Below are 18125 nucleotides of genomic sequence, written 5' to 3' on the forward strand. Positions count from 1 at the left end.
GGCACCGCCGTACGTCCCGGCTCGTCCTTTTCGCAGAAGTGACGCGCCACTTCGACTGAAAGGCACGAAGTTCGTGACCATGCTTGATGCTGTCCTGCCCGAGTTCAACGAGGTCCTGCCCGAGCTCGACGAGAGCACCCCGGAGGCGGGTCCTGGGTTCGAGGAGCTCGGCCTGCCCAAGCCGCTCGTCACCGGGCTGGCCAAGCAGGGCATTGCCAGCCCGTTCCCGATTCAGAGCGCGACCATCCCCGACGTCCTCACCGGCGCCAATGTGCTCGGCCGTGGCCAGACCGGCTCCGGCAAGACCCTCGCCTTCGGGCTGCCCCTCATGGCCCGCATCTCCGGCGTCCGGCCCACCCCGGGCCGCCCCCGCGCGATGATCCTCGTCCCCACCCGTGAGCTCGCGCTCCAGGTGCACGACGCTCTCGAGCCGCTCGGCCGGGGCCTCGGCCTGCGGATGAAGGTCATCGTCGGCGGCATGTCGATGGGCAAGCAGATCGAGGCGCTGCGCCGCGGCGTCGACGTCGTCATCGCCACCCCCGGCCGCCTGGGCGACCTCATCCGGCAGGGCGAGTGCTCGCTGGGCGACATCGAGGTCAGCGTCCTCGACGAGGCCGACCACATGTGCGACCTCGGCTTCTTCCCCGTCGTCACCGAGCTGCTCGCGCAGACTCCGGCTGACGGGCAGCGGCTGCTGTTCTCGGCCACGCTCGACGGCGACGTCGACAAGCTGGTGCGGCGCTTCCTCAAGGACCCGATCACGCACTCGGTGGCTCCCGCGACCTCCCCGGTCGAGCTCATGGAGCACCACGTGATCCAGGTGACGCGCGACGACAAGTTCGACGTCACAGCGGAGATCGCCAACCGCGAGGGCCGTACGATCATCTTCGTCCGCACCCAGCACGGCGTCGACCGGCTGTGCAAGCAGCTGGCCCGCGTCGGCATCAAGTCGGGCGGCCTGCACGGCGGCAAGCGCCAGAACCAGCGCACCCGCATCCTGGCCGAGTTCCGTGAGGGCTCCGTCAACGTGCTCGTCTGCACCGACGTCGCGGCGCGCGGCATCCACGTCGACAACATCAGCCTCGTGCTGCACGTCGACCCGCCGCAGGACCACAAGAGCTACCTGCACCGCGGCGGCCGCACCGCCCGCGCCGGCGAGAAGGGCACCGTGGTCACCCTGGTGCTGCCGAGCGAGCGCCGTTCGACCGACCAGCTCACCCGCCGGGCCGGGATCCACCCGTTCCGCCTCAAGGCCGAGCCGGGCCACCCCCGCCTGGCCGAGGTGACGGGCGCCCGCGTCCCGAGTGGCGAGCCCATCCCCGTCTGGGAGCCCGACGTCCGCAAGCCGCTGCGTCCCCGCCGCGAAGGCGGCCACAGTGGCTCCGAGCGTCGCGGGCGCCGTCCGCGCCGCGAGTTCGACGGCGAGCGCCGGCCGCGCCGCCACGAGGACGGGCAGCGTCCCTTCGCCTCGGGCGACGACCGGCGCCCCCGCCGTCACGACGGTGACGACCGCTACCCGCGCCGGCACGCCGAGGGCGGCTCGCAGGAGCCCCGCACCTTCGGCGAGGACCGGGGCGGCGACCGCGGCCAGGGCGGCGGCTACCGTGGCGGTGACCGTGGCCCGCGTGGCGGCGGCTACCGCGGCGACGACCGCCCGGCCCGCTCGGACGCCCCGCGCGGCGGCTACCGCTCCGACGACCGTCAGAGCGGACCGCGCTCGGAGGACCGTCAGGGTGGCGGCTACCGCTCCAACGACCGTCAGGGCGGTTACCGCTCCAACGACCGTCAGGGCGGTTACCGCTCGGACGACCGTCAGGGTGGCTTCCGTTCCGACGACCGCGGCTCCCGCGCCGCCGGTGGCGACCGTGGCCGCCCGTTCTCGGCCGACCGCGACCGTCCCGCCCGCACCGACGACCGTCCGCGCGACGGCTACCGCTCCGGCGGGGCCCGCTCGGACGAGCGTGGCGGCTACCGCTCCGACGACCGTGGCAACGGCGGTTTCCGCAGCGGCACCGGCCGCCGCTTCGACCGCTGACCCCGGCGGGCCACCGGTGAACGCCGGTGGCCGACACTAGGCCACCGGTTGGCGCCGGTGGCCGACGCTGATCAACGCACGGCGCTGCCCGCCGTACCCCTTCATCGGGGGTACGGCGGGCAGCGCCGTTTCCGCTCAGGAGTCGGGCACGTGTTCCCGGCGGGGCCGCAGCGCGCGGATCGCGGCCCCGGGATCGTCGGCGAAGAAGCGGATCACCCTGGCCTCGGCGCGGCGGCCGAGGGGGCGGACGGCGATGATCGGTTCGGTCAGTTCGAGGATCAGGTTGGTCTGGGAGGCCACCGCCACGACCAGCCGATCGCCCTTCACCTCCACCTTGATCGTGCCGTTCTCGTTGAAGTTGCGGACCTGGCGTACCTGGGCGATCCGCTCGCGCGGGACGCGCAGGTCGAAGAACGCGCCGTAACGGATGCGTACCTCGTCGGCGGAGACGACGTGGGGCCGGGTGACGCAGGCCGCGATGACCGCGAGCACGACCAGGACCGTATAGGCGTCCACCACGAGGAACACGGCGCGCAGGCCGACCGGCGCGCCGAACGCCCGCAGCAAGATCTCCGCGACGATCAACTCCATGACCATCGCGAACAGGAAGATCATCATCGTGGAGGTCTGCGCGCGGGAGTAGGAGAGGGCGGTGGCGCCACGCGGCACGCCGTGGCGGCGCCGCGCGACCCACAGGGCGAGGCTGACCATGCCCTTCGCGTCGAACCCCACGATCCGCCGCACCTGATCGGGAACCAGCCGGCCATAGGCCGCCCGCAACGCCGTCCGCCGGTCCGCGCCGCCCCGGCGCTCGGCGCCGAACAGCCGGTACAGGGTCGCCGCCTCCAGCACGAGCACGGCGACGACGGCCGCCTCGGCCGCGGCGACCAGCGGGCCGGGCAGCGGCACGCCGGACACGAGCAGGACCGCGAGCAGCAGCTCCATGGGCAGCATGGCGAACAGCACGGCCCGCGCGATCCGCACCATCACGCTCGCTCCTTCAGCATGACCATCACCCTCGCTCCTTCAGCATGACCATGACCAGCCGGAACACCTCGGCCTGGGCGGCGGACAGCTCGCCGTACATCGTCGTCAGCCACTGCCCGCCATCCGCGTCCTCGGGGGTGGCCGGGCGCATGTGGTCGGGAGCCGAGTCCAGGTTCGCGAGCATCGCCGTCGCCATCTCGTCGGGAAAGTGCGCGGCGAGGTCGGCGGCGAGCGTGCTGACGCGGGGGTCGCCGGGGTCGGCGTCGGCGAGCTCGTCCAGCCGCGCGTAGAGGGCGTGTCCCCGTGCGAGCGCTTCGGGCTCGGTGAGCGGGCGGAACAGATCGATGAACTCGGCCCGGTCGGCGGGGTCGGCCACGGTGTCCATCAGAGCCAGCAGCTCCCGGTCCATTTCGGCGAACTTCGAGCCTTCGACGGAGAGATCGCGCAGGACCGTCGCCATTTCCGGCGACACCGTCGAGTCGGGATGCAGGTCCGTCTCCGCCAGGAGCGCGGCCAGCCGGTTCCGTCTGACGCCGATCGTCTCCTGCTGCCGGGCCAGGTCGGCGTCCAGCTCCAGGAGCACTTCCCGCAGCTCCCGGCCCTGGTCGTCGGCCAGGACGTCGCGGATCTCGTCCAGGGACATGCCCAGCTCGGCCAGCCTGCGTACGCGGGTGAGGGCCACGGCGTCTCGCAACCGGTACTCCCGGTACCCGTTGGCCAGCCGTTCTGGCTCGGGGAGAAGGTTCAAGTGGTGGTAGTGGCGCACGGTCCGGGTGGACACCCCGGCCAGTGCGGCAAGCTCGCCGATCCTCATGGGGCCTATTGGACACGTTGACGCTACGGCAAGGTCAAATCGCACGGTCCGTTGTGGCCGGGGTCCTTTGAGGGGGATACCCCCTTCGGGGGAGGGGAAGGAGCCGGGTTGGTCGTGGCTGGTTTCCGTTGGCGGGAAGGACTTGCCGTCTCGGGTGGCGGACAGGGGCCTGGTGACCCGTGCGCGCAGACTAGGCTTGTCACGCATGCCAGCCGACCGACGAGAGAGATCATGAAGACCTTCGAAGAGCTGTTCGCCGAGCTGTCAGAGAAGGCACGCACCCGACCCGAGGGTTCGGGCACCGTGGCCGCCCTCGACGCCGGCGTCCATGCCATCGGCAAGAAGGTCGTCGAGGAGGCCGCCGAGAGCTGGATGGCCGCCGAGCACGAGTCGAGTGACCGAGCCGCCGAGGAGATCTCCCAGCTGCTCTACCACGTTCAGGTGCTCATGCTCGCCAAGGGCATCGGGCTGGACGAGGTGTACAAGCATCTCTAGGGCGCCCGCGCCCGTCAGCCCGTACACCTAACATCCCGCGAGACACCAAGGACACCACGGACATGTTGCGTCTGGCCGTACCCAACAAGGGCGCGCTCAGTGAGGCCGCCCAGACCATGCTCAAGGAGGCCGGCTACCGGTCCCGCAAGGACAGCAAGGAGCTCGTCGTCGTCGACGAGGACAACGGCTGCGAGCTGTTCTTCCTGCGCCCGCGCGACATCGCGGTCTACGTCGGCGAGGGCACGCTCGACGCCGGCATCACCGGCAGGGACATGCGCGTCGACTCCGGCGCCCCCGTCGAGGAGATCATGCCCCTGGGCTTCGGCGGCTCCACCTTCCGGCTGGCCGCCAGGGCGGGTGCCATGACGTCGGTCAAGGACCTCGACGGCCTGCGCATCGCCACCTCCTACGCCGGGGTGCTCGGCAAATACCTGTCGGAGTCCGGCGTCGACGCCCGCGTCATCAAGCTCGACGGCGCGGTCGAGACCGCCATCAGGCTGGGCGTCGCCGACGCGGTCGCCGACGTCGTGGAGACCGGCACCACCCTGCGCAACGTCGGCCTGGAGGTGTTCGGCGAGCCGATCATGCGCTCCGAGGCCGTGCTGATCAGGCAGCAGGGCAACGGCGCGGACACCGGCATCGAGCAGCTCGTCCGCCGCCTGCAGGGCGTCGTGCACGCCCGCGACTTCGTGATGATGGACTACGACATCCGCGCCGAGCGGATCGAGGAGGCCATCGCGCTCACGCCCGGCATGGAGGGGCCCACGGTCTCGCCGCTGCACCGCGAGGGCTGGGTCGCCGTCCGGGTCATGGTCCGGCGGCGCGGGCACCAGCAGGTGATGGACCAGCTCTGGGAGATCGGGGCAAGGGCCATCCTGGCCACCGACATCTACGCCTGCCGCCTCTGAGATCTGTCCGCTAGGTGATGTCCCGTCCGGGAATCAGCTAGCTGTGGGTGACGAAACGCTTGCTCGTAGTTATGTCCCGTTCTGTGACGCTGCCGCCTCGCAGGCCTGGGAGGCATTGCAGCGCGGCAACCGGCGTTGGGCGGCGGGCGCGTCCCGCCGCCCCCGCCAGGATCCCGCCCGCAGGAGGCAGGTCGCGGCGGGGCAGTCTCCCTACGCGGTGGTGCTGTCGTGCATCGACTCGCGGGTGCCGCCCGAGGTCGTCTTCGACGCCGGGCTGGGCGATCTGCTCGTCGTCCGTACGGCGGCGCACACCGTCGACCGGCTCGTCACCGCGGCGGTCCAGTACGGGCCGCAGGACTTACGCGCCAGCCTCGTCGTCGTCCTGGGACACCAGCGCTGCGGCGCCGTCACCGCGGCGTCCAGGGCGCTGCGCGAGCGGGAGACGCTGCCGGGGGAGTTGCCCAGCATCGTCGCCGCCCTCGAACCCGTCTACACCGGTTCGGGAGGCGAGGTGGAGGCGATGGTGCGCGCGCACATCGTACGGACCGTGTCGGGGCTGAGGGCCGACACCCTGTTATCCGGCAAGGCCACCGTGGTCGGCGCCTACTACAGCCTCGACACGGGACTGGTGCGGCGCGTCGCCTGACAAATGTCACCGTCAACCCCGGAAGTAACGCACTAACCAGGCAAGATCCACCGCCCTAGCGTTGATGTCATGAACGCCATCGTGTTCGACCACGTCAGCAAGGACTACGGGGACGTCCTTGCCGTCGATGATGTGTCCCTGGAGATAGAGCCCGGCAAGACCGTGGCCCTGCTCGGTCCCAACGGCGCGGGCAAGTCGACCTCCATCAACATGCTGCTCGGCCTGCTGCGGCCGTCCAAGGGGACGGTCAGCGTGTACGGCCGCACTCCCCGCCAGGCCGTCGCGGCCGGCCAGATGGGCGCCATGCTGCAGAGCGGCCAGCTCATCCCCGAGCTGACGGTCCAGGAGCTCATCGACCTGGTCCGCAACCTGTACCCCCAGCCGCTGGACCTGGCGGAGATCCTCAAGCTGGCCGACCTCACCGACCTGGTGAAGCGGCGCGCGAACAAGCTGTCGGGCGGCCAGTCCCAGCGCGTCAGGTTCGCCCTGGCGATCGCGGGCGCGCCCAAGACGCTGCTGCTGGACGAGCCGACCGCGGCCATGGACGTGGAGTCCCGGCTGCGGTTCTGGGAGAGCATGCGCGCGTACGCGGCGGGTGGCCGGACCGTGCTGTTCGCCACGCACTACCTGGAGGAGGCCGACGAGCACTCCGACCGGGTGATCGTCATCGCCAGGGGCAAGGTGGTCGCCGACGGCACCGCCGCGCAGATCAAGGCGGGCGTCGGCGGGCAGGTCATCCGCTTCACCCTCGGCGAGCAGCCCGCGGCCGGGCTCGACCTGCTGCCCGGCGTCACGGCGGTCGAGATCGCCGCGGGCACGGCCACGCTGCGCACCTCCGACGCCGACGCGACCCTCGCCGGCCTCTACCGGGGCACCACGCTCGACGTGCGCGGCCTTCACCTCGCCGGCGCCGACCTAGAGGACGCCTTCCTCGCCCTCACCAGGGAGTCCTGATGCTCTACTACGCCAAGACCGAGGCGCTGCGGATGCTGCGCAACCGCCGGTACATCATCTTCGTGGTGCTGTTCCCCGTCGTGTTCTACCTGATCAACGCCAACATCTACGGCACCCAGACGGACTCGGCCGGCGTGCGGATGAGCACCTACCTGCTGGTGTCGATGGCCGCCTACGGCGCGCTCGCCTCGTCCATGATGAGCTCGGCCGTGCCCTGGGCGCAGGAGCGTCAGTCCGGCTGGCTGCGTCAGCTGCAGATCACCCCGCTACCGAGCTGGGCGATCATCGTCACCAAGCTCGGCGCCGCGATGGTCCTTGTGCTGCCGTCCCTGCTGCTGGTCAGCGTGGCGGCCGTGCTGCAGCAGGGCGTGTCGATGCCCGCCGGGCAGTGGGTGGCGCTGCTGCTGTCGCTGTGGGTGGGGGCGATCCCGTTCATCGCGCTCGGGTTGTTCATCGGCTCCCTGCTGAGCGCCGACGCCGCCCAGCCCGCCGCGATGATCTGTATGTTCGCCCTGTCGCTGCTCGGCGGCCTCTGGTTTCCCATCGACGCCATCGGCGGCACGATGCGGACCATCGCCGGCTTCATGCCGTCCTACCACTACGCCAGCCTCGGCTGGAACGTGATCGCGGGCCACGGCGTGTCCATGTCCGACGCGCTGATCGTGGTGGTGTGGGGGATCGTGCTCGGCGGCGCGGCCGCCTACGCCTACCGGCGGGCTACTGTTCGGGCATGAGCTGGACCAACCGGTTTACCTTCGGCGGGACGGGTGAGACCTCGTCCCGCTACCGGCGGCTGTATGGGATCTGCTTCGGAATGGTCTACCTGTACCTCCTGGTGGCGGAGATCCTGAGCGGGGAGTTCACCGGGGCCAAGGCCATCTGGGCGTGGCTGTCGCTGATCGCGTTCGTGCTCTCGTACCTGGCGACCGTCGTGAGCCCGCGCAGCATGACGGAGCGGTCGCGGTCGACGTACCCGCTGCTCGCCCTCACCACGGCGCAGGCGGTGGTCGGCGCGTTCGTCTTCGGCGGCGGCTGGCTGGCCCTGCCCATCTACTCCACGGTGCTCTTCGCCATGATCCTGCCGCCACGGCGGGCGGGCTTCGGCATCGCCGGAATGCTGGCGGTCGTCGTCGGCAGCGGGCTGCTGCACCATTCCGACAGCACCACCCTCCTCATCCTGGGGCTGGAGGTGGTCACGCTGGGCGTGCTGTTCATCGGCGTACGCAACACCAGGCTGCTGGCCGTGCAGCTGCGCGAGGCGCAGGGCGAGGTGGCCCGGCTCGCCGCGGCGGACGAGCGGCTGCGCATCGCCCGCGACCTGCACGACCTGCTCGGCCACAGCCTGTCGCTGATCGTGCTCAAGAGCGAGCTGGCCGGGCGGCTGGCCGAGGACTCCCCGAAGGTGCTCCAGGAGATCCAGGACATCGAGACCGTCGCCAGGAAGGCGCTGACGGAGGTGCGCGAGGCCGTCACCGGCTACCGGCAGCGCAGCCTGCCGGAAGAGCTCGACAACGCCAGGGCCGTGCTGCGGGCGGCGGGCGTGGAGCCGCTGGTGCGGGTCTCGGGCACGCCGCTGCCCGGCCTGCTCGACGGCCTGTTCGGCTGGGCGGTACGCGAGGGCACCACCAACGTCGTACGGCACGCGCGGGCGAGTAGCTGCCGGATCGAGGTGACGTACGACGGCGAACACGCCATCCTGGAGATCATGGACGACGGGCAGGGCGATGAGCCGCTCCGGCTCGGCAGCGGTTTACAGGGGCTGACCGAGCGGGTGCGCGAAGCGGGCGGGAACGTCGAGGTGGGCCCGGGGGCCAAGACGGGCTTCCGGCTGCGGGTGCTGGTCCCCAGGGGAGCGGCGGCGTGATCCGCGTGATCCTGGCCGAGGACCAGGCCATGGTGCGCGGCGCCCTGGCGTCGCTGCTCGGCCTGGAGCCCGACATCGAGGTCGTCGGCGAGGCGGCCGACGGCGAGGCGGCCGTGGCCGTCGCGGTCCAGAAACTCCCTGACATCGCGCTGCTCGACATCGAGATGCCCGTCATGGACGGCCTCAGCGCGAGCGCCAAGATCACCTCACAGGTGCCCGGCTGCCGGGTGATGATCCTGACCACGTTCGGCCGTCCCGGTTACCTGCGGACCGCCATGGAGGCGGGGGCGGTGGCCTTCCTGGTCAAGGACAGCCCGGCCCGGGAGCTGGCGGCGGCGATCAGGCGCGTACACGCGGGGGAGCGCGTCATCGACCCGGGCCTGGCGGCGGCGGCGCTCAGCGCGGGGCCCAATCCGCTGTCGGCGCGCGAACGGGACGTGCTGGCCGCCGCGGTGGACGGCTCGACCATCGGCGACATCGCCCGGCACCTGCACCTGTCGGAGGGCACCGTACGCAACTACCTGTCGTCGGCCATCCAGAAGACGCATGCCCGCAACCGCATCGAGGCGGTCCAGCGCGCCAAGTCACAAGGGTGGCTCTGAGGTTCTAATAACGCAGCTCGGCCAGGACCGCGTAGTGGTCGGAGGCGGGCTCAGGCCCGTCGCCCACCACCTCGCAGCGCACCGGGTGGCCCGCGCCGCCTGCCCGCGGCCAGGCGCTCAGCACGTAGTCGATGCGGCGAGGCGGGTACAGGCCGGGCCGGGCCCACTGGTTGGCGTTGCTCCAGGTATGCCCGTGACCGCCGGGACCGGCCACCTCCCAGGCGTCGTAGAACACCACACCGGGCGTGCCTGGCGCGCTCTTGCCGGTCAGCATCCTCATCTCGTCGCTGTCCGGCGGCGCGTTGAAGTCGCCGCACACCAGTGCCGGATGCCGCCGGGAGGCGGTCGCGGCCACGTACGCCGTCAACTCGCGTACCTGCGCCTGGCGTACCTCCGACTCGTCGAGCCGGAACGAGCCGATGATGACGCTGAAGACCTGGAGCGGCCCGCGCGGACCCGCCAGCTCGCAGAACAGCACACTGCCCGCCATCGCGCCGCCCGCTTTCCCCGTGCCCGCTGTCACGCCGCCTGGCAGAGCGTGCTCCTCCCGGCGGATGATCGGCCAGCGTGACAGCACCGCGCAGGGCAGCGGGCCCGAGGAGTGCGCCTCGTGGTAGCCGAGGCCCGTCGCCTGGCCCGCCCACTCCTGCATGGTGATCACGTCGGGGTCGAGGTCGCCGACGAGCTTGCCGATGCCCGCGGACCGTTCGGCGTGCGGGCCGTACTCGCCCCAGACGTTCCAGGTCAGCACGCGCATGGTGGTCTCGATCAGCGGTCCGTACGGCTGGGCCCAGTCCATGCCACTACTTTTATCCTGTATTGATCATCCTGCCCAGGCCACGTGCCGGATGAGGTCCGACACCCGCACGATGCCCAGGCAGCGGTTCAGCTCGTCGGTCACCACGAGGCCGTCGTAGACGCGGCCCGAGCCCCGGCCCGCCGCCTGCATGGCCGCCACGGTGGGGGTGCCCTCCGGCATCGTACGCAGCCCGTCGAGCGCCCTCTTCAGCACCGGCCGGTCGGCTGGCCCGCTCGGGCCTGTAAGCAGCACGATGGCCTCGCGCGGGTGCCTGCCCCGACCCTCGCATCGCCTCGTGCAGCGGAGCCAGCACGTCCGCTCCCGCCAGCACGATCCGCATGGGCAGCTCGAGCGCCATGGGCAGTAAATCGGCTTGGAGGTAGCCCGCCGCGTCGATGACTGCCGGGCGCACTATCACGGCTCCCGTGTCGAGGCCCACTACGGGGGGAGTGAGCAGGGAAGACACTTGACGCGCTCTCCGGAATGGATCCCGGGGATTCCGCCTGTGCCGCATGGTGTCATGCGGCATTTCGGTGGCTTCCTGCTTCGTCGGCCGTGCCCCGTGCCCGGCGCTTGCGCGCTGGGTGTGGGGTCTTACCTGCCTCCACAGGCGTTTGGGGTCTCCGCTTCCCGCCCATTTCAGGTTCGGGTTTCCGTCCAGCGGCGACCTGCCGCCTCCCGGCGGCCAAGATGTTGATCGCGGCATTCGCATCCCGGTCATGCCTCACGCCACAGGCGCACACCCACTCCCGCACGTTCAGCGGCATCACCTGCGCCAGGTTCCCGCACGCCGAGCAGAGCTTGGAGGAGGGATGGAACCGGTCGATCCGGGCGAACGTGCGACCGTAGAGTTTCGCCTTGTACTCCAGCATGCCCACAAACGCCGACCAGCCCGCATCGTGCACGCTCTTGGCCAGCCGCGTACGGGCCAGTCCCTTGACCGCCAGGTCCTCCACATAGATCGCTTGGTTCTCGCGAACTATCCGCATCGAGGCCTGATGGTGGAACTCCCGGCGCGCATCGGCGACCCTCGCATGCTGCTTGGCGACCTTCATCCGGGCCTTGACCAGATTCGCCGACCCCTTCTCCTTACGCGACAACACCTTCTGAAGACGCTTGAGCTTCTTCTCCGCCCGACGCAGAAACCGGGGCGAGTCGACCTTCCGGCCATCGGCCAGCACCGCGAAATGCCCCAACCCCAGATCGATACCGGTCTCAGCCTCGATACGGGGCAACGGCCGTTCAGCGACGACGACCACGAACGACGCGAAGTACCGGCCCGCCGCATCCTTGATCACCGTCACGCTGGACGGATCGGACGGCAGGCGGCGTGACCAGCGCACCATGATTTCACCGATCTTCGGCAGGAACAGCTTGCCGCCTGCCGTGATCTTGAACCGGGCGTTTCTGGTGAACCGGATGGCCTGCTGGTTGTCCCGTCGAGAGCGGAACCGGGGTAGGCCGACCTTCGGCCCCTTCCGCGTGCCGGACAGACTGGCGAAGAAGCTGCGGTAGGCCATGGCGGCGTCCGCGAGGGCCTGCTGGAGCACCACATGAAAGAGCTATGAGATCCGTGTGCGCCAACTTCGGAAACCGAACTCCGATAGTTCAACGGCCATGACGACCACGTCCATCTCCTTGTGAACTTCCCACCCAAGATCGCCTTGTCTAGGCTGATCGACAGCTCCTCAAATGTGTGTCGCCCTGGCGGGCGCGGCAATAGTTCCCCGACCTGGCCGCCCACTACTACCGGGCCGTCAAGCTGTGGTCAGGCTCCTACTTCGCCGGATCCCTCGGTGCTGCACCATGTCGATCCTGCGCCAATACATCGAGCAGCAGAACCGACCAGTCTGAGCCGAAGAGACGCCGATCCGCCCGGCGGCGAATCAGCTGTTCTTGCCCCGCTACGCGGGCTGGTCGGCTTCACCCCCGGCCTGACGGCCAGAGCACTGCCGACGCGAACCCGGTAGCGATGATCGGGGCGCGCCACCGTGGGCAGAAGGGGTTTGAAATGGAATTCACCTATATCTTTCCCTGAGTTCCCGACCTCAGGGGAAGCGTGGGCGCGGTCTCCGGTCAGTTACCCTTCCGGCATGAGTGCGCGACCGGCGAAGGGTGGCGGGCGATGGGTGTCCGTGGTGCCCGAGCGCGTGCACCCGTGGATCGACGGCTTCGCCGACCGGCACGGCCCGTTCGAGGCCGCCGGTGACGAGGAGGTCGTGCGCCTGGTGGCCGCCGACGGGGCGCTGGCGGAGCTGCACGTGCCCTTCCCGCCCCTGCCGCTCGGGCCACCGTACGTGACCAGGCTCGTCACCCACGCGCGGGCCGATCGGCGTGTGGGGGTGATCCTGGTACGGATGGGCGGCTACGCGACCGGCATGTTCCACGGGTCGCGGCTGGTGGTGTCCAAGGTCGGGTCTCGCCTTGTCCAGGGGCGTACCGCGGCGGGCGGGTGGTCGCAGCAGCGCTTCGCCAGACGCCGCCAGAACCAGGCGGATCAGGCCTTCGAGGCGGCGGCCGAGACCGTGGTGCGCGTCCTGTCGCCGTGCCTGGGCGAGCTGGACGCGGTCGTGCTCGGCGGCGATCGCCGGGCCGTGGACGCGCTGCGCGCCGACCGGCGTCTGGCCGGCCTGCTGGCACTGGAGACGGAGCCGTTCCTCGTCGTCCCCGACCCGAAGCTGGCCGTACTCAAGGACACGCCCGCGCTGTTCCGCGCGGTACGCATTCGCGTGGTGGACCCACCCGCTACGGGCGATGAATCGTAGGCGACATCGTCAGCGGTGACCCCTGAGAGCAACGCCCGTCGGGGGAGCACTGACTGTGAGTGTATGCTCGCCGGAAGATCGGTGTCTTGAGTCGATTCAAAAAGATCATGAGTAAGGCTATGATAAGCCGCGTTCAACGTTGGAGCGGCCTCGTGAGGATCAATGTCGACCACGAACATCAAGGAGGTCGCGCAGCGGGCACGCGTCTCCGTGGGCACTGTGAGCAACGTGCTCAACCGCCCCGAGATCGTCTCCCCCGCCACGCGTAAGCGCGTCTTCGACGCGATCCGCGAGCTGGGTTTCGTCCGCAACGAGGTGGCCCGCCACCTGCGGGTCGGCCGCAGCCGCACGGTCGGCCTGATCGTGCTCGACGTGGCCAACCCGTTCTTCGCCGACGTCGCGCAAGGCGCCGACGCCCTGGCGGACGAGCACGACACCATGGTGGTGCTGTGCAACAGCGCCGCCGACCCGGCCCGTGAGCTGCGCCATCTCGACCAGCTCGAACAGCAGCGGGTCATGGGCATACTGATCACGCCGGTCGACGCGAGCAGCCCGAGACTGGCGGAGCTCGCCGCCAGGGGCACGCCCGTGGTGCTCGTCGACAGCGCGGCCACCGGGCTCCAGTGCTCGGTGGCGGTCGACGATCGGCTCGGCGGCCACATCGCCGGAGTTCATCTGATCGAGCGGGGCCATCGCAAGATTTTGTTCGTCGGCGGGCCGCGGTCGATCAAGCAGGTGGGGGACCGGCATTTAGGGATCACGAGCGCCGTCTCCGAGGCGCGGGACACCGAGCCGGGTGGGGGAGTCGAGCCCGGCGGCGGGCCGGGTGGCGGGGTCGAGCTGATCGCTTGGTTCATGCCCGCGCTGAGCGTGGCCCACGGGCGGATCGCGGGCGAGCGCGTGGCGGCGCTGCCCGTCGAGGAGCGGCCGACGGCCGCCTTCTGTGCCAACGACCTGCTCGCCCTGGGGTTCCTGCAGGCCATGGCCGCGCATGGGCTGCGGGTGCCGCATGACATGGCGATCGTCGGCTACGACGACATCGACTTCGCCGCGGCGGCGACCGTGCCCCTGTCGTCGGTCGGCCAGCCGCGCGAGCTGCTCGGGCGTACGGCCATCGACCTGCTGCTGGAGGAGGTGGCGGAGCCCGAGCTGCACCGGCATCGGCAGGTCATCTTCCAGCCGGACCTGGTGGTGCGGCAGTCCAGCGACCTGCACAGGAGCCCACCTTGATGGAGATCGGCCCCGACGACCCGCACAGGAGCCCACCTTGACGGAGATCTACCGCAACCCGCTCGCCGGCCCCGACGACCTGGCGGGATTCCGGCTGGAGGGGGACGGGGCGACGACGTTCCCGATGGGGCGGATGCGGCTGGAGAGCCTCAGACCGCCCGCTGACGGGCAGGCGGCCAACGTGGTGCTGTGGTGCCCCGAGGACCTGCCCGCCGACGTACGGATCGAATGGGACTTCTGGCCGGTCAGGGAGCCGGGGCTGTGCATCATGTTCTTCCATGCCCGCGGCCGGGGTGGTGAGGATCTGTTCGATCCGGGCCTCGCGCCGCGTAACGGGCCGTACGAGCAGTATCACCACGGCGACATCGATGCCTACCACGTGTCCTATTTCCGGCGGATGTGGCCGTCGGAGCGCGCTCTGCACACCTGCAATCTGCGTAAGAGCCACGGGTTTCACCTGGTCACGCAGGGTGCCGACCCGCTGCCCGCGGCGCTGGACGCCGTCGGGCCGTACGCCGTGCGCCTGGACGTCCTGGACGGCGAGATCACCTTCTCGATCAACGATGTGGTCTCGTTCCGCTGGACGGACGACGGGAGCACGGGTGGTCCCGCGCTGCGTGGCGGCAAGATCGGATTCCGGCAGATGGCCCCGATGATCGGGGAGTATGCGAATCTGCGGGTTTCACGTCATTGACATTGAGTCGATTCAACACTAATTTCGCACCAACCGCCGTTCACCCGTACGAAACGGACTAGGAACGGCGGCGCAACACTCCACCCCCGTGTCCGCGCACACGCCACGAGAAGGTGGTGCCGGATGAACCATCCCGCCACGTCGATCAGAATTCAAGCTGCCTGCTCAGAGCTCATCTGGGCGGCCCGGCTGAACCTCCTCTGGATCGTGTTCACCCTCCTGGGTGGCGTGATCCTCGGGCTCGGGCCCGCCACCGTCGCCGCCTACACGCTGGCCCGGCGGCACAGCCAGGGTGAATCGTTTCAGGCTTGGCCGGAATTCTGGACCGTCTACCGGCGGGAGTTCGTCCGAGCCTCGCTGCTGATCCTGCCGGTGGCGGTGCTCGGCACCATCCTCGTGGGCAACTACCTGTACTTCTCCGCTCTCGGGCCCGGCTCGGAAGCGTTGCGGGTCGCGACCTTGGTGGCGATGGTGGCGCTGGCCGGGGTGGGAACCTATCTCGGGCCGCTCTACGCGCACTATGAGCTACCGCTGTGGGCCTACCTGCCCAAAGCGTCGCTGTTAGCGCTCACCCGGCCGGCCTCGTCAGTGGTGCTGCTGTTCGCGCTCGCAACCATCGTCTTCGTGACCTCGGCGGCGCCCGTTCTCACCGCGGTGATCAGCATCGGTGCGTGGATCTATCTCAACACGTGGCTCTGCCTGCGTTTCTTCGAGGAGAACGAGGCGCGCCTGCATTCGAAAGGGAACTCATGAGCGCATCTCGTCGCCGGCTGGTCGCCGGTGCACTAACGCTGACGGCGGCGCTACTCGCGTCCGCGTGCTCCAGCGGCGGTGGGGGCAGTGAGGCCGACAGCGGCACGGTGACCATGATGGTCCCGCTGTTCGGCACGGCCCCCGACCCCAAGGGCGAGATGCAGCAGGCGGTCGAAAAGCTCGTCGGCAAGAAGCTCCAGATCACCTGGGTGCCCAACGCCGACTACAACGACAAGACCAACGTCACGCTGGCCTCGGACAAGATGCCGCAGATCATGGTCATCCAGGGCGACAAGACCTCGTCGTTCGTCCGCGCCGCCCAGGCTGGGGCGTTCTGGGACCTGACCGACAAGCTGGACAAGTTCCCGAACCTGAAGAACCGGGACGCGCAGACGGTCCGGAACTCCTCCACCAACGGCAAGATCTACGGTCTCTACCGGATCCGCCCCCTGCTCCGCTCGGCGGTCGTGATCAACAAGCAGTGGATGGAAAAGCTCGGGCTGAAGACGCCGGAGACCGTCGACGACCTCTACGACATCGCCAAGGCGTTCACGGAGAAGGACCCCGACGGCAACGGTAAGAAGGACACCTACGGACTGATCATCCCGAAGTGGCCGTCCCCGCAGTACGCCAGCTCCAGCCCGTACGACGTGATCGAGACCTGGTTCGGCGCCCCGAACGGCTGGGGTGAGCGGGGCGGCAAGCTCGTCCCCGGCTTCGACACCCCCGAGTTCGTCGAGGCGAACAAGTTCGTCAAGAAGATGGTCGACGAGGGTCTGGTCAACCCCGACTACGCCACCCTCGACTCGGCCAAGTGGAACGACCCGTTCATCCAGGGCAAGGGCGGCATCATCATTGATGTCAACGTCCGCGGCACCAACCTCCTCGACCTGCTCAAGGAGCAGGACCCCAACGACTTCGACAAGGTCCTCACGGTCGGCAACCTCAAGCGCTCGGACGGCAAGAAGTTCTCCTCCCCGTTCACCGGCTACAACGGCGTCATCGCCATCCCGCGGCAGAGCGTGCAGACCGAGCAGCAACTCGACGAGGTGCTGACGGTCCTGAACAAGATGGCCTCCAAGGAGGGCGGGATCCTGCTGAGCAACGGGCTCGAGGGCCGCAACTTCAAGGTCCAGGACGGCTACGCCGCCCGCATCAACCAGGACGACCCCAAGGTCAAGCAGATCCAGCAGGACGTGGACAAGGCGTTCATCCAGCTCGGCACCACCGCCAGCGTCGGCCTCGGCGCCTACCCGGACCTGTACCCGGACAAGCCGCACCAGGACCAGGTCACGCTGCGCACCAAGCTGGCCGAGGAGGACCTGAAGACCGCCGTGCACAACCCGGCGCTCCCGGTCATGGCGCCCACCACCATCGCCAAGGGCCAGACCCTCGACCCGATCATCACCGACGCCCGGATCAAGTTCATCTCCGGCGCGATCGACGAGGCGGGGCTGAAGGCGGAGATCAAGCGCTGGTACGACAACGGCGGCACCCAGATCGCCGCTGAGACCAACGACCTGGTCTCCAAGCTCGGCAACTGATCTCGCCCAAGGGGCCCGGGACACTCCCGGGCCCCTTCTGTGAAAGGAGGTGGCTGTGGCCACCGACCTGGCGCCGCCTCCCGTGAAGGCGGCCACCAAGCCCGGGCGTCCCCGCGAGAGGCTGACCTTCCGGACCGCCATGCTGCGTTACCGCTGGCTGTACCTGATGCTGCTGCCCGGTCTCGCGTACTTCGTCGTCTTCAAGTACCTGCCGATGTACGGCGTGACCATCGCCTTCCAGGACTTCCTGCCGTTCCTCGGCTACTCCGGCAGCCCGTGGGTCGGCTTCAAGCACTTCGAGGAGCTGTTCAACGGGCCGGACTTCGGCCGCCTGATGTTCAACACGCTCATCCTGGCGCTGCTGACGGCGGTCTTCGTCTTCCCGGCGCCGATCATCGTCGCGCTCATGCTGAACGAGCTGCGGCACAGCGTGCTCAAGCGGTCGATCCAGTCGCTGGTCTACATTCCGCACTTCCTGTCCTGGACGATCGTCGCCTCGCTGACGTATCTGCTGTTCTCCGTGGACTTCGGGGTGATCGCCACCTTCTTCCACGAGCTGCTCGGCGGCAAGAAGGTCGACTATGTGGCCCAGCCCGACTGGTTCCGGCCGATCATCGTCTTCCAGCTGCTGTGGAAGCAGACCGGCTGGGGCACGATCATCTACCTGGCCGCGCTGGCGGGCGTGAACACCGACCTGTACGAGGCGGCCCGCATGGACGGCGCCGGGCGCTTCCGGCAGTTCTGGCACATCACGTTGCCCGCGATCCGGCCCACGATCGTGGTGATGGCCGTCCTGACCTCGGGTCACCTGCTCGACACCGGTTTCGAGCAGATCTGGCTGATGACCGGCGCGCTGAACCGCTCGTCGGCGGACGTGTTCGACACCTTCGTCTACTACATGGGCATCACCCAGGGCGCCTTCAGCTACTCCACGGCCGTCGGCCTGTTCAAGGGACTGGTGGGCGTCCTCCTGATCTTCGGCTCCAACTGGCTGGCCAAGCGCCTCGGCCAGCGTGGCCTGTTCTAAGGAGCGCT

19 protein-coding genes and 1 pseudogene are annotated in these 18125 nt (G+C 69.3%); 15 read left to right on the top strand and 5 right to left on the bottom strand.

What is annotated here, in order from left to right; translation table 11 throughout:
- The first annotated feature begins 79 nt into the window (after positions 1-79).
- A complete protein-coding gene (locus ACGFJ2_RS56480) occupies positions 80-2035 on the top strand; it encodes a DEAD/DEAH box helicase (RefSeq protein ID WP_393483225.1) in 1956 nt (651 codons plus the stop codon).
- Between the two features lie 135 nt (positions 2036-2170).
- On the opposite strand, the gene ACGFJ2_RS56485 is transcribed toward ACGFJ2_RS56480, so the two are convergent.
- On the bottom strand, positions 2171-3022 hold the full coding sequence (locus tag ACGFJ2_RS56485; protein ID WP_393483296.1) for a hypothetical protein: 852 nt from the start codon (positions 3020-3022) through the stop codon (positions 2171-2173).
- Positions 3023-3047: 25 nt separating this feature from the next.
- Complete coding sequence (locus ACGFJ2_RS56490) at positions 3048-3836, bottom strand: MerR family transcriptional regulator (RefSeq protein WP_393483228.1); 789 nt, start codon at positions 3834-3836, stop codon at positions 3048-3050.
- Between the two features lie 231 nt (positions 3837-4067).
- On the opposite strand from ACGFJ2_RS56490, the gene ACGFJ2_RS56495 reads away from it, so the two are divergent.
- The 7 genes from ACGFJ2_RS56495 (at position 4068) to ACGFJ2_RS56525 (ending at position 9305) form a co-directional block, all read left to right on the top strand.
- Entirely contained in the window at positions 4068-4331 is a 264-nt protein-coding gene (locus ACGFJ2_RS56495; protein WP_357958461.1) for a phosphoribosyl-ATP diphosphatase, read from the top strand.
- A 62-nt stretch (positions 4332-4393) separates the two neighbouring features.
- Positions 4394-5239: an ATP phosphoribosyltransferase gene (gene hisG / locus ACGFJ2_RS56500; protein ID WP_357958463.1), complete on the top strand. Its 846-nt coding sequence runs from the start codon at positions 4394-4396 to the stop codon at positions 5237-5239.
- A gap of 43 nt (positions 5240-5282) precedes the next feature.
- The gene (locus ACGFJ2_RS56505; protein WP_357958466.1) at positions 5283-5885 is read left to right on the top strand and encodes a carbonic anhydrase; all 603 of its coding nucleotides are present in this window, start codon (positions 5283-5285) and stop codon (positions 5883-5885) included.
- Positions 5886-5954: 69 nt separating this feature from the next.
- Positions 5955-6839, top strand: coding sequence for an ABC transporter ATP-binding protein (locus ACGFJ2_RS56510; RefSeq protein ID WP_357958469.1), 885 nt, complete (start codon positions 5955-5957; stop codon positions 6837-6839).
- Positions 6839-7573, top strand: coding sequence for an ABC transporter permease (locus ACGFJ2_RS56515; RefSeq protein ID WP_225291357.1), 735 nt, complete (start codon positions 6839-6841; stop codon positions 7571-7573). The genes ACGFJ2_RS56510 and ACGFJ2_RS56515 overlap by 1 nt, the downstream gene beginning before the upstream one ends.
- Complete coding sequence (locus ACGFJ2_RS56520; protein WP_393483233.1) at positions 7570-8703, top strand: sensor histidine kinase; 1134 nt, start codon at positions 7570-7572, stop codon at positions 8701-8703. The genes ACGFJ2_RS56515 and ACGFJ2_RS56520 overlap by 4 nt, the downstream gene beginning before the upstream one ends.
- Positions 8700-9305 (top strand): response regulator transcription factor, encoded by a 606-nt coding sequence (locus ACGFJ2_RS56525; RefSeq protein WP_358195497.1) that lies wholly within the window; start codon positions 8700-8702, stop codon positions 9303-9305. Before ACGFJ2_RS56520 ends, ACGFJ2_RS56525 begins: the two co-directional genes overlap by 4 nt.
- 4 nt (positions 9306-9309) lie before the next feature.
- Here the strand turns inward: ACGFJ2_RS56525 and ACGFJ2_RS56530 are convergent, their stop codons facing one another.
- From ACGFJ2_RS56530 to ACGFJ2_RS56540, 3 genes are all read right to left on the bottom strand, one after another.
- Positions 9310-10104, bottom strand: coding sequence for an endonuclease/exonuclease/phosphatase family protein (locus ACGFJ2_RS56530; protein WP_393483236.1), 795 nt, complete (start codon positions 10102-10104; stop codon positions 9310-9312).
- Between the two features lie 24 nt (positions 10105-10128).
- Positions 10129-10356 (bottom strand): hypothetical protein, encoded by a 228-nt coding sequence (locus ACGFJ2_RS56535; RefSeq protein WP_357958481.1) that lies wholly within the window; start codon positions 10354-10356, stop codon positions 10129-10131.
- A gap of 266 nt (positions 10357-10622) precedes the next feature.
- Complete coding sequence (locus ACGFJ2_RS56540) at positions 10623-11657, bottom strand: RNA-guided endonuclease InsQ/TnpB family protein (protein ID WP_393483240.1); 1035 nt, start codon at positions 11655-11657, stop codon at positions 10623-10625.
- A 209-nt stretch (positions 11658-11866) separates the two neighbouring features.
- Between ACGFJ2_RS56540 and ACGFJ2_RS56545 the strand changes: the two are divergent.
- From ACGFJ2_RS56545 to ACGFJ2_RS56575, 7 genes and pseudogenes are all read left to right on the top strand, one after another.
- A pseudogene (locus tag ACGFJ2_RS56545) lies at positions 11867-11958 on the top strand (transposase); the annotation flags it as partial.
- Positions 11959-12197: 239 nt separating this feature from the next.
- Positions 12198-12869 carry an acVLRF1 family peptidyl-tRNA hydrolase gene (locus ACGFJ2_RS56550; RefSeq protein WP_357958486.1) on the top strand — a complete coding sequence of 224 codons (672 nt, stop codon included), beginning with the start codon at positions 12198-12200 and terminating at the stop codon, positions 12867-12869.
- Positions 12870-13031: 162 nt separating this feature from the next.
- Entirely contained in the window at positions 13032-14099 is a 1068-nt protein-coding gene (locus ACGFJ2_RS56555; protein WP_357958489.1) for a LacI family DNA-binding transcriptional regulator, read from the top strand.
- A 37-nt stretch (positions 14100-14136) separates the two neighbouring features.
- Positions 14137-14793 (top strand): DUF1961 family protein, encoded by a 657-nt coding sequence (locus ACGFJ2_RS56560; RefSeq protein ID WP_357958491.1) that lies wholly within the window; start codon positions 14137-14139, stop codon positions 14791-14793.
- A 189-nt stretch (positions 14794-14982) separates the two neighbouring features.
- Positions 14983-15546: a YesL family protein gene (locus ACGFJ2_RS56565; protein ID WP_393483299.1), complete on the top strand. Its 564-nt coding sequence runs from the start codon at positions 14983-14985 to the stop codon at positions 15544-15546.
- The gene (locus tag ACGFJ2_RS56570; RefSeq protein WP_393483245.1) at positions 15543-17090 is read left to right on the top strand and encodes an extracellular solute-binding protein; all 1548 of its coding nucleotides are present in this window, start codon (positions 15543-15545) and stop codon (positions 17088-17090) included. Before ACGFJ2_RS56565 ends, ACGFJ2_RS56570 begins: the two co-directional genes overlap by 4 nt.
- Before the next feature lie 55 nt (positions 17091-17145).
- Complete coding sequence (locus tag ACGFJ2_RS56575; protein WP_225291348.1) at positions 17146-18117, top strand: sugar ABC transporter permease; 972 nt, start codon at positions 17146-17148, stop codon at positions 18115-18117.
- Positions 18118-18125: the final 8 nt, after the last annotated feature.

It is taken from the genome of Nonomuraea sp. NPDC049028 (assembly GCF_043197735.1).
GTDB lineage: Bacteria > Actinomycetota > Actinomycetes > Streptosporangiales > Streptosporangiaceae > Nonomuraea.

Coding starts and splice junctions, on each gene's coding strand:
- ACGFJ2_RS56480 (WP_393483225.1), top strand. CDS start 80: ATGCTTGATGCTGTCCTGCCCGAGTTCAACGAGGTCCTGCCCGAGCTC.
- ACGFJ2_RS56485 (WP_393483296.1), bottom strand. CDS start 3,022: ATGGTGCGGATCGCGCGGGCCGTGCTGTTCGCCATGCTGCCCATGGAG.
- ACGFJ2_RS56490 (WP_393483228.1), bottom strand. CDS start 3,836: ATGAGGATCGGCGAGCTTGCCGCACTGGCCGGGGTGTCCACCCGGACC.
- ACGFJ2_RS56495 (WP_357958461.1), top strand. CDS start 4,068: ATGAAGACCTTCGAAGAGCTGTTCGCCGAGCTGTCAGAGAAGGCACGC.
- hisG (WP_357958463.1), top strand. CDS start 4,394: ATGTTGCGTCTGGCCGTACCCAACAAGGGCGCGCTCAGTGAGGCCGCC.
- ACGFJ2_RS56510 (WP_357958469.1), top strand. CDS start 5,955: ATGAACGCCATCGTGTTCGACCACGTCAGCAAGGACTACGGGGACGTC.
- ACGFJ2_RS56515 (WP_225291357.1), top strand. CDS start 6,839: ATGCTCTACTACGCCAAGACCGAGGCGCTGCGGATGCTGCGCAACCGC.
- ACGFJ2_RS56520 (WP_393483233.1), top strand. CDS start 7,570: ATGAGCTGGACCAACCGGTTTACCTTCGGCGGGACGGGTGAGACCTCG.
- ACGFJ2_RS56530 (WP_393483236.1), bottom strand. CDS start 10,104: ATGGACTGGGCCCAGCCGTACGGACCGCTGATCGAGACCACCATGCGC.
- ACGFJ2_RS56550 (WP_357958486.1), top strand. CDS start 12,198: ATGAGTGCGCGACCGGCGAAGGGTGGCGGGCGATGGGTGTCCGTGGTG.
- ACGFJ2_RS56555 (WP_357958489.1), top strand. CDS start 13,032: ATGTCGACCACGAACATCAAGGAGGTCGCGCAGCGGGCACGCGTCTCC.
- ACGFJ2_RS56570 (WP_393483245.1), top strand. CDS start 15,543: ATGAGCGCATCTCGTCGCCGGCTGGTCGCCGGTGCACTAACGCTGACG.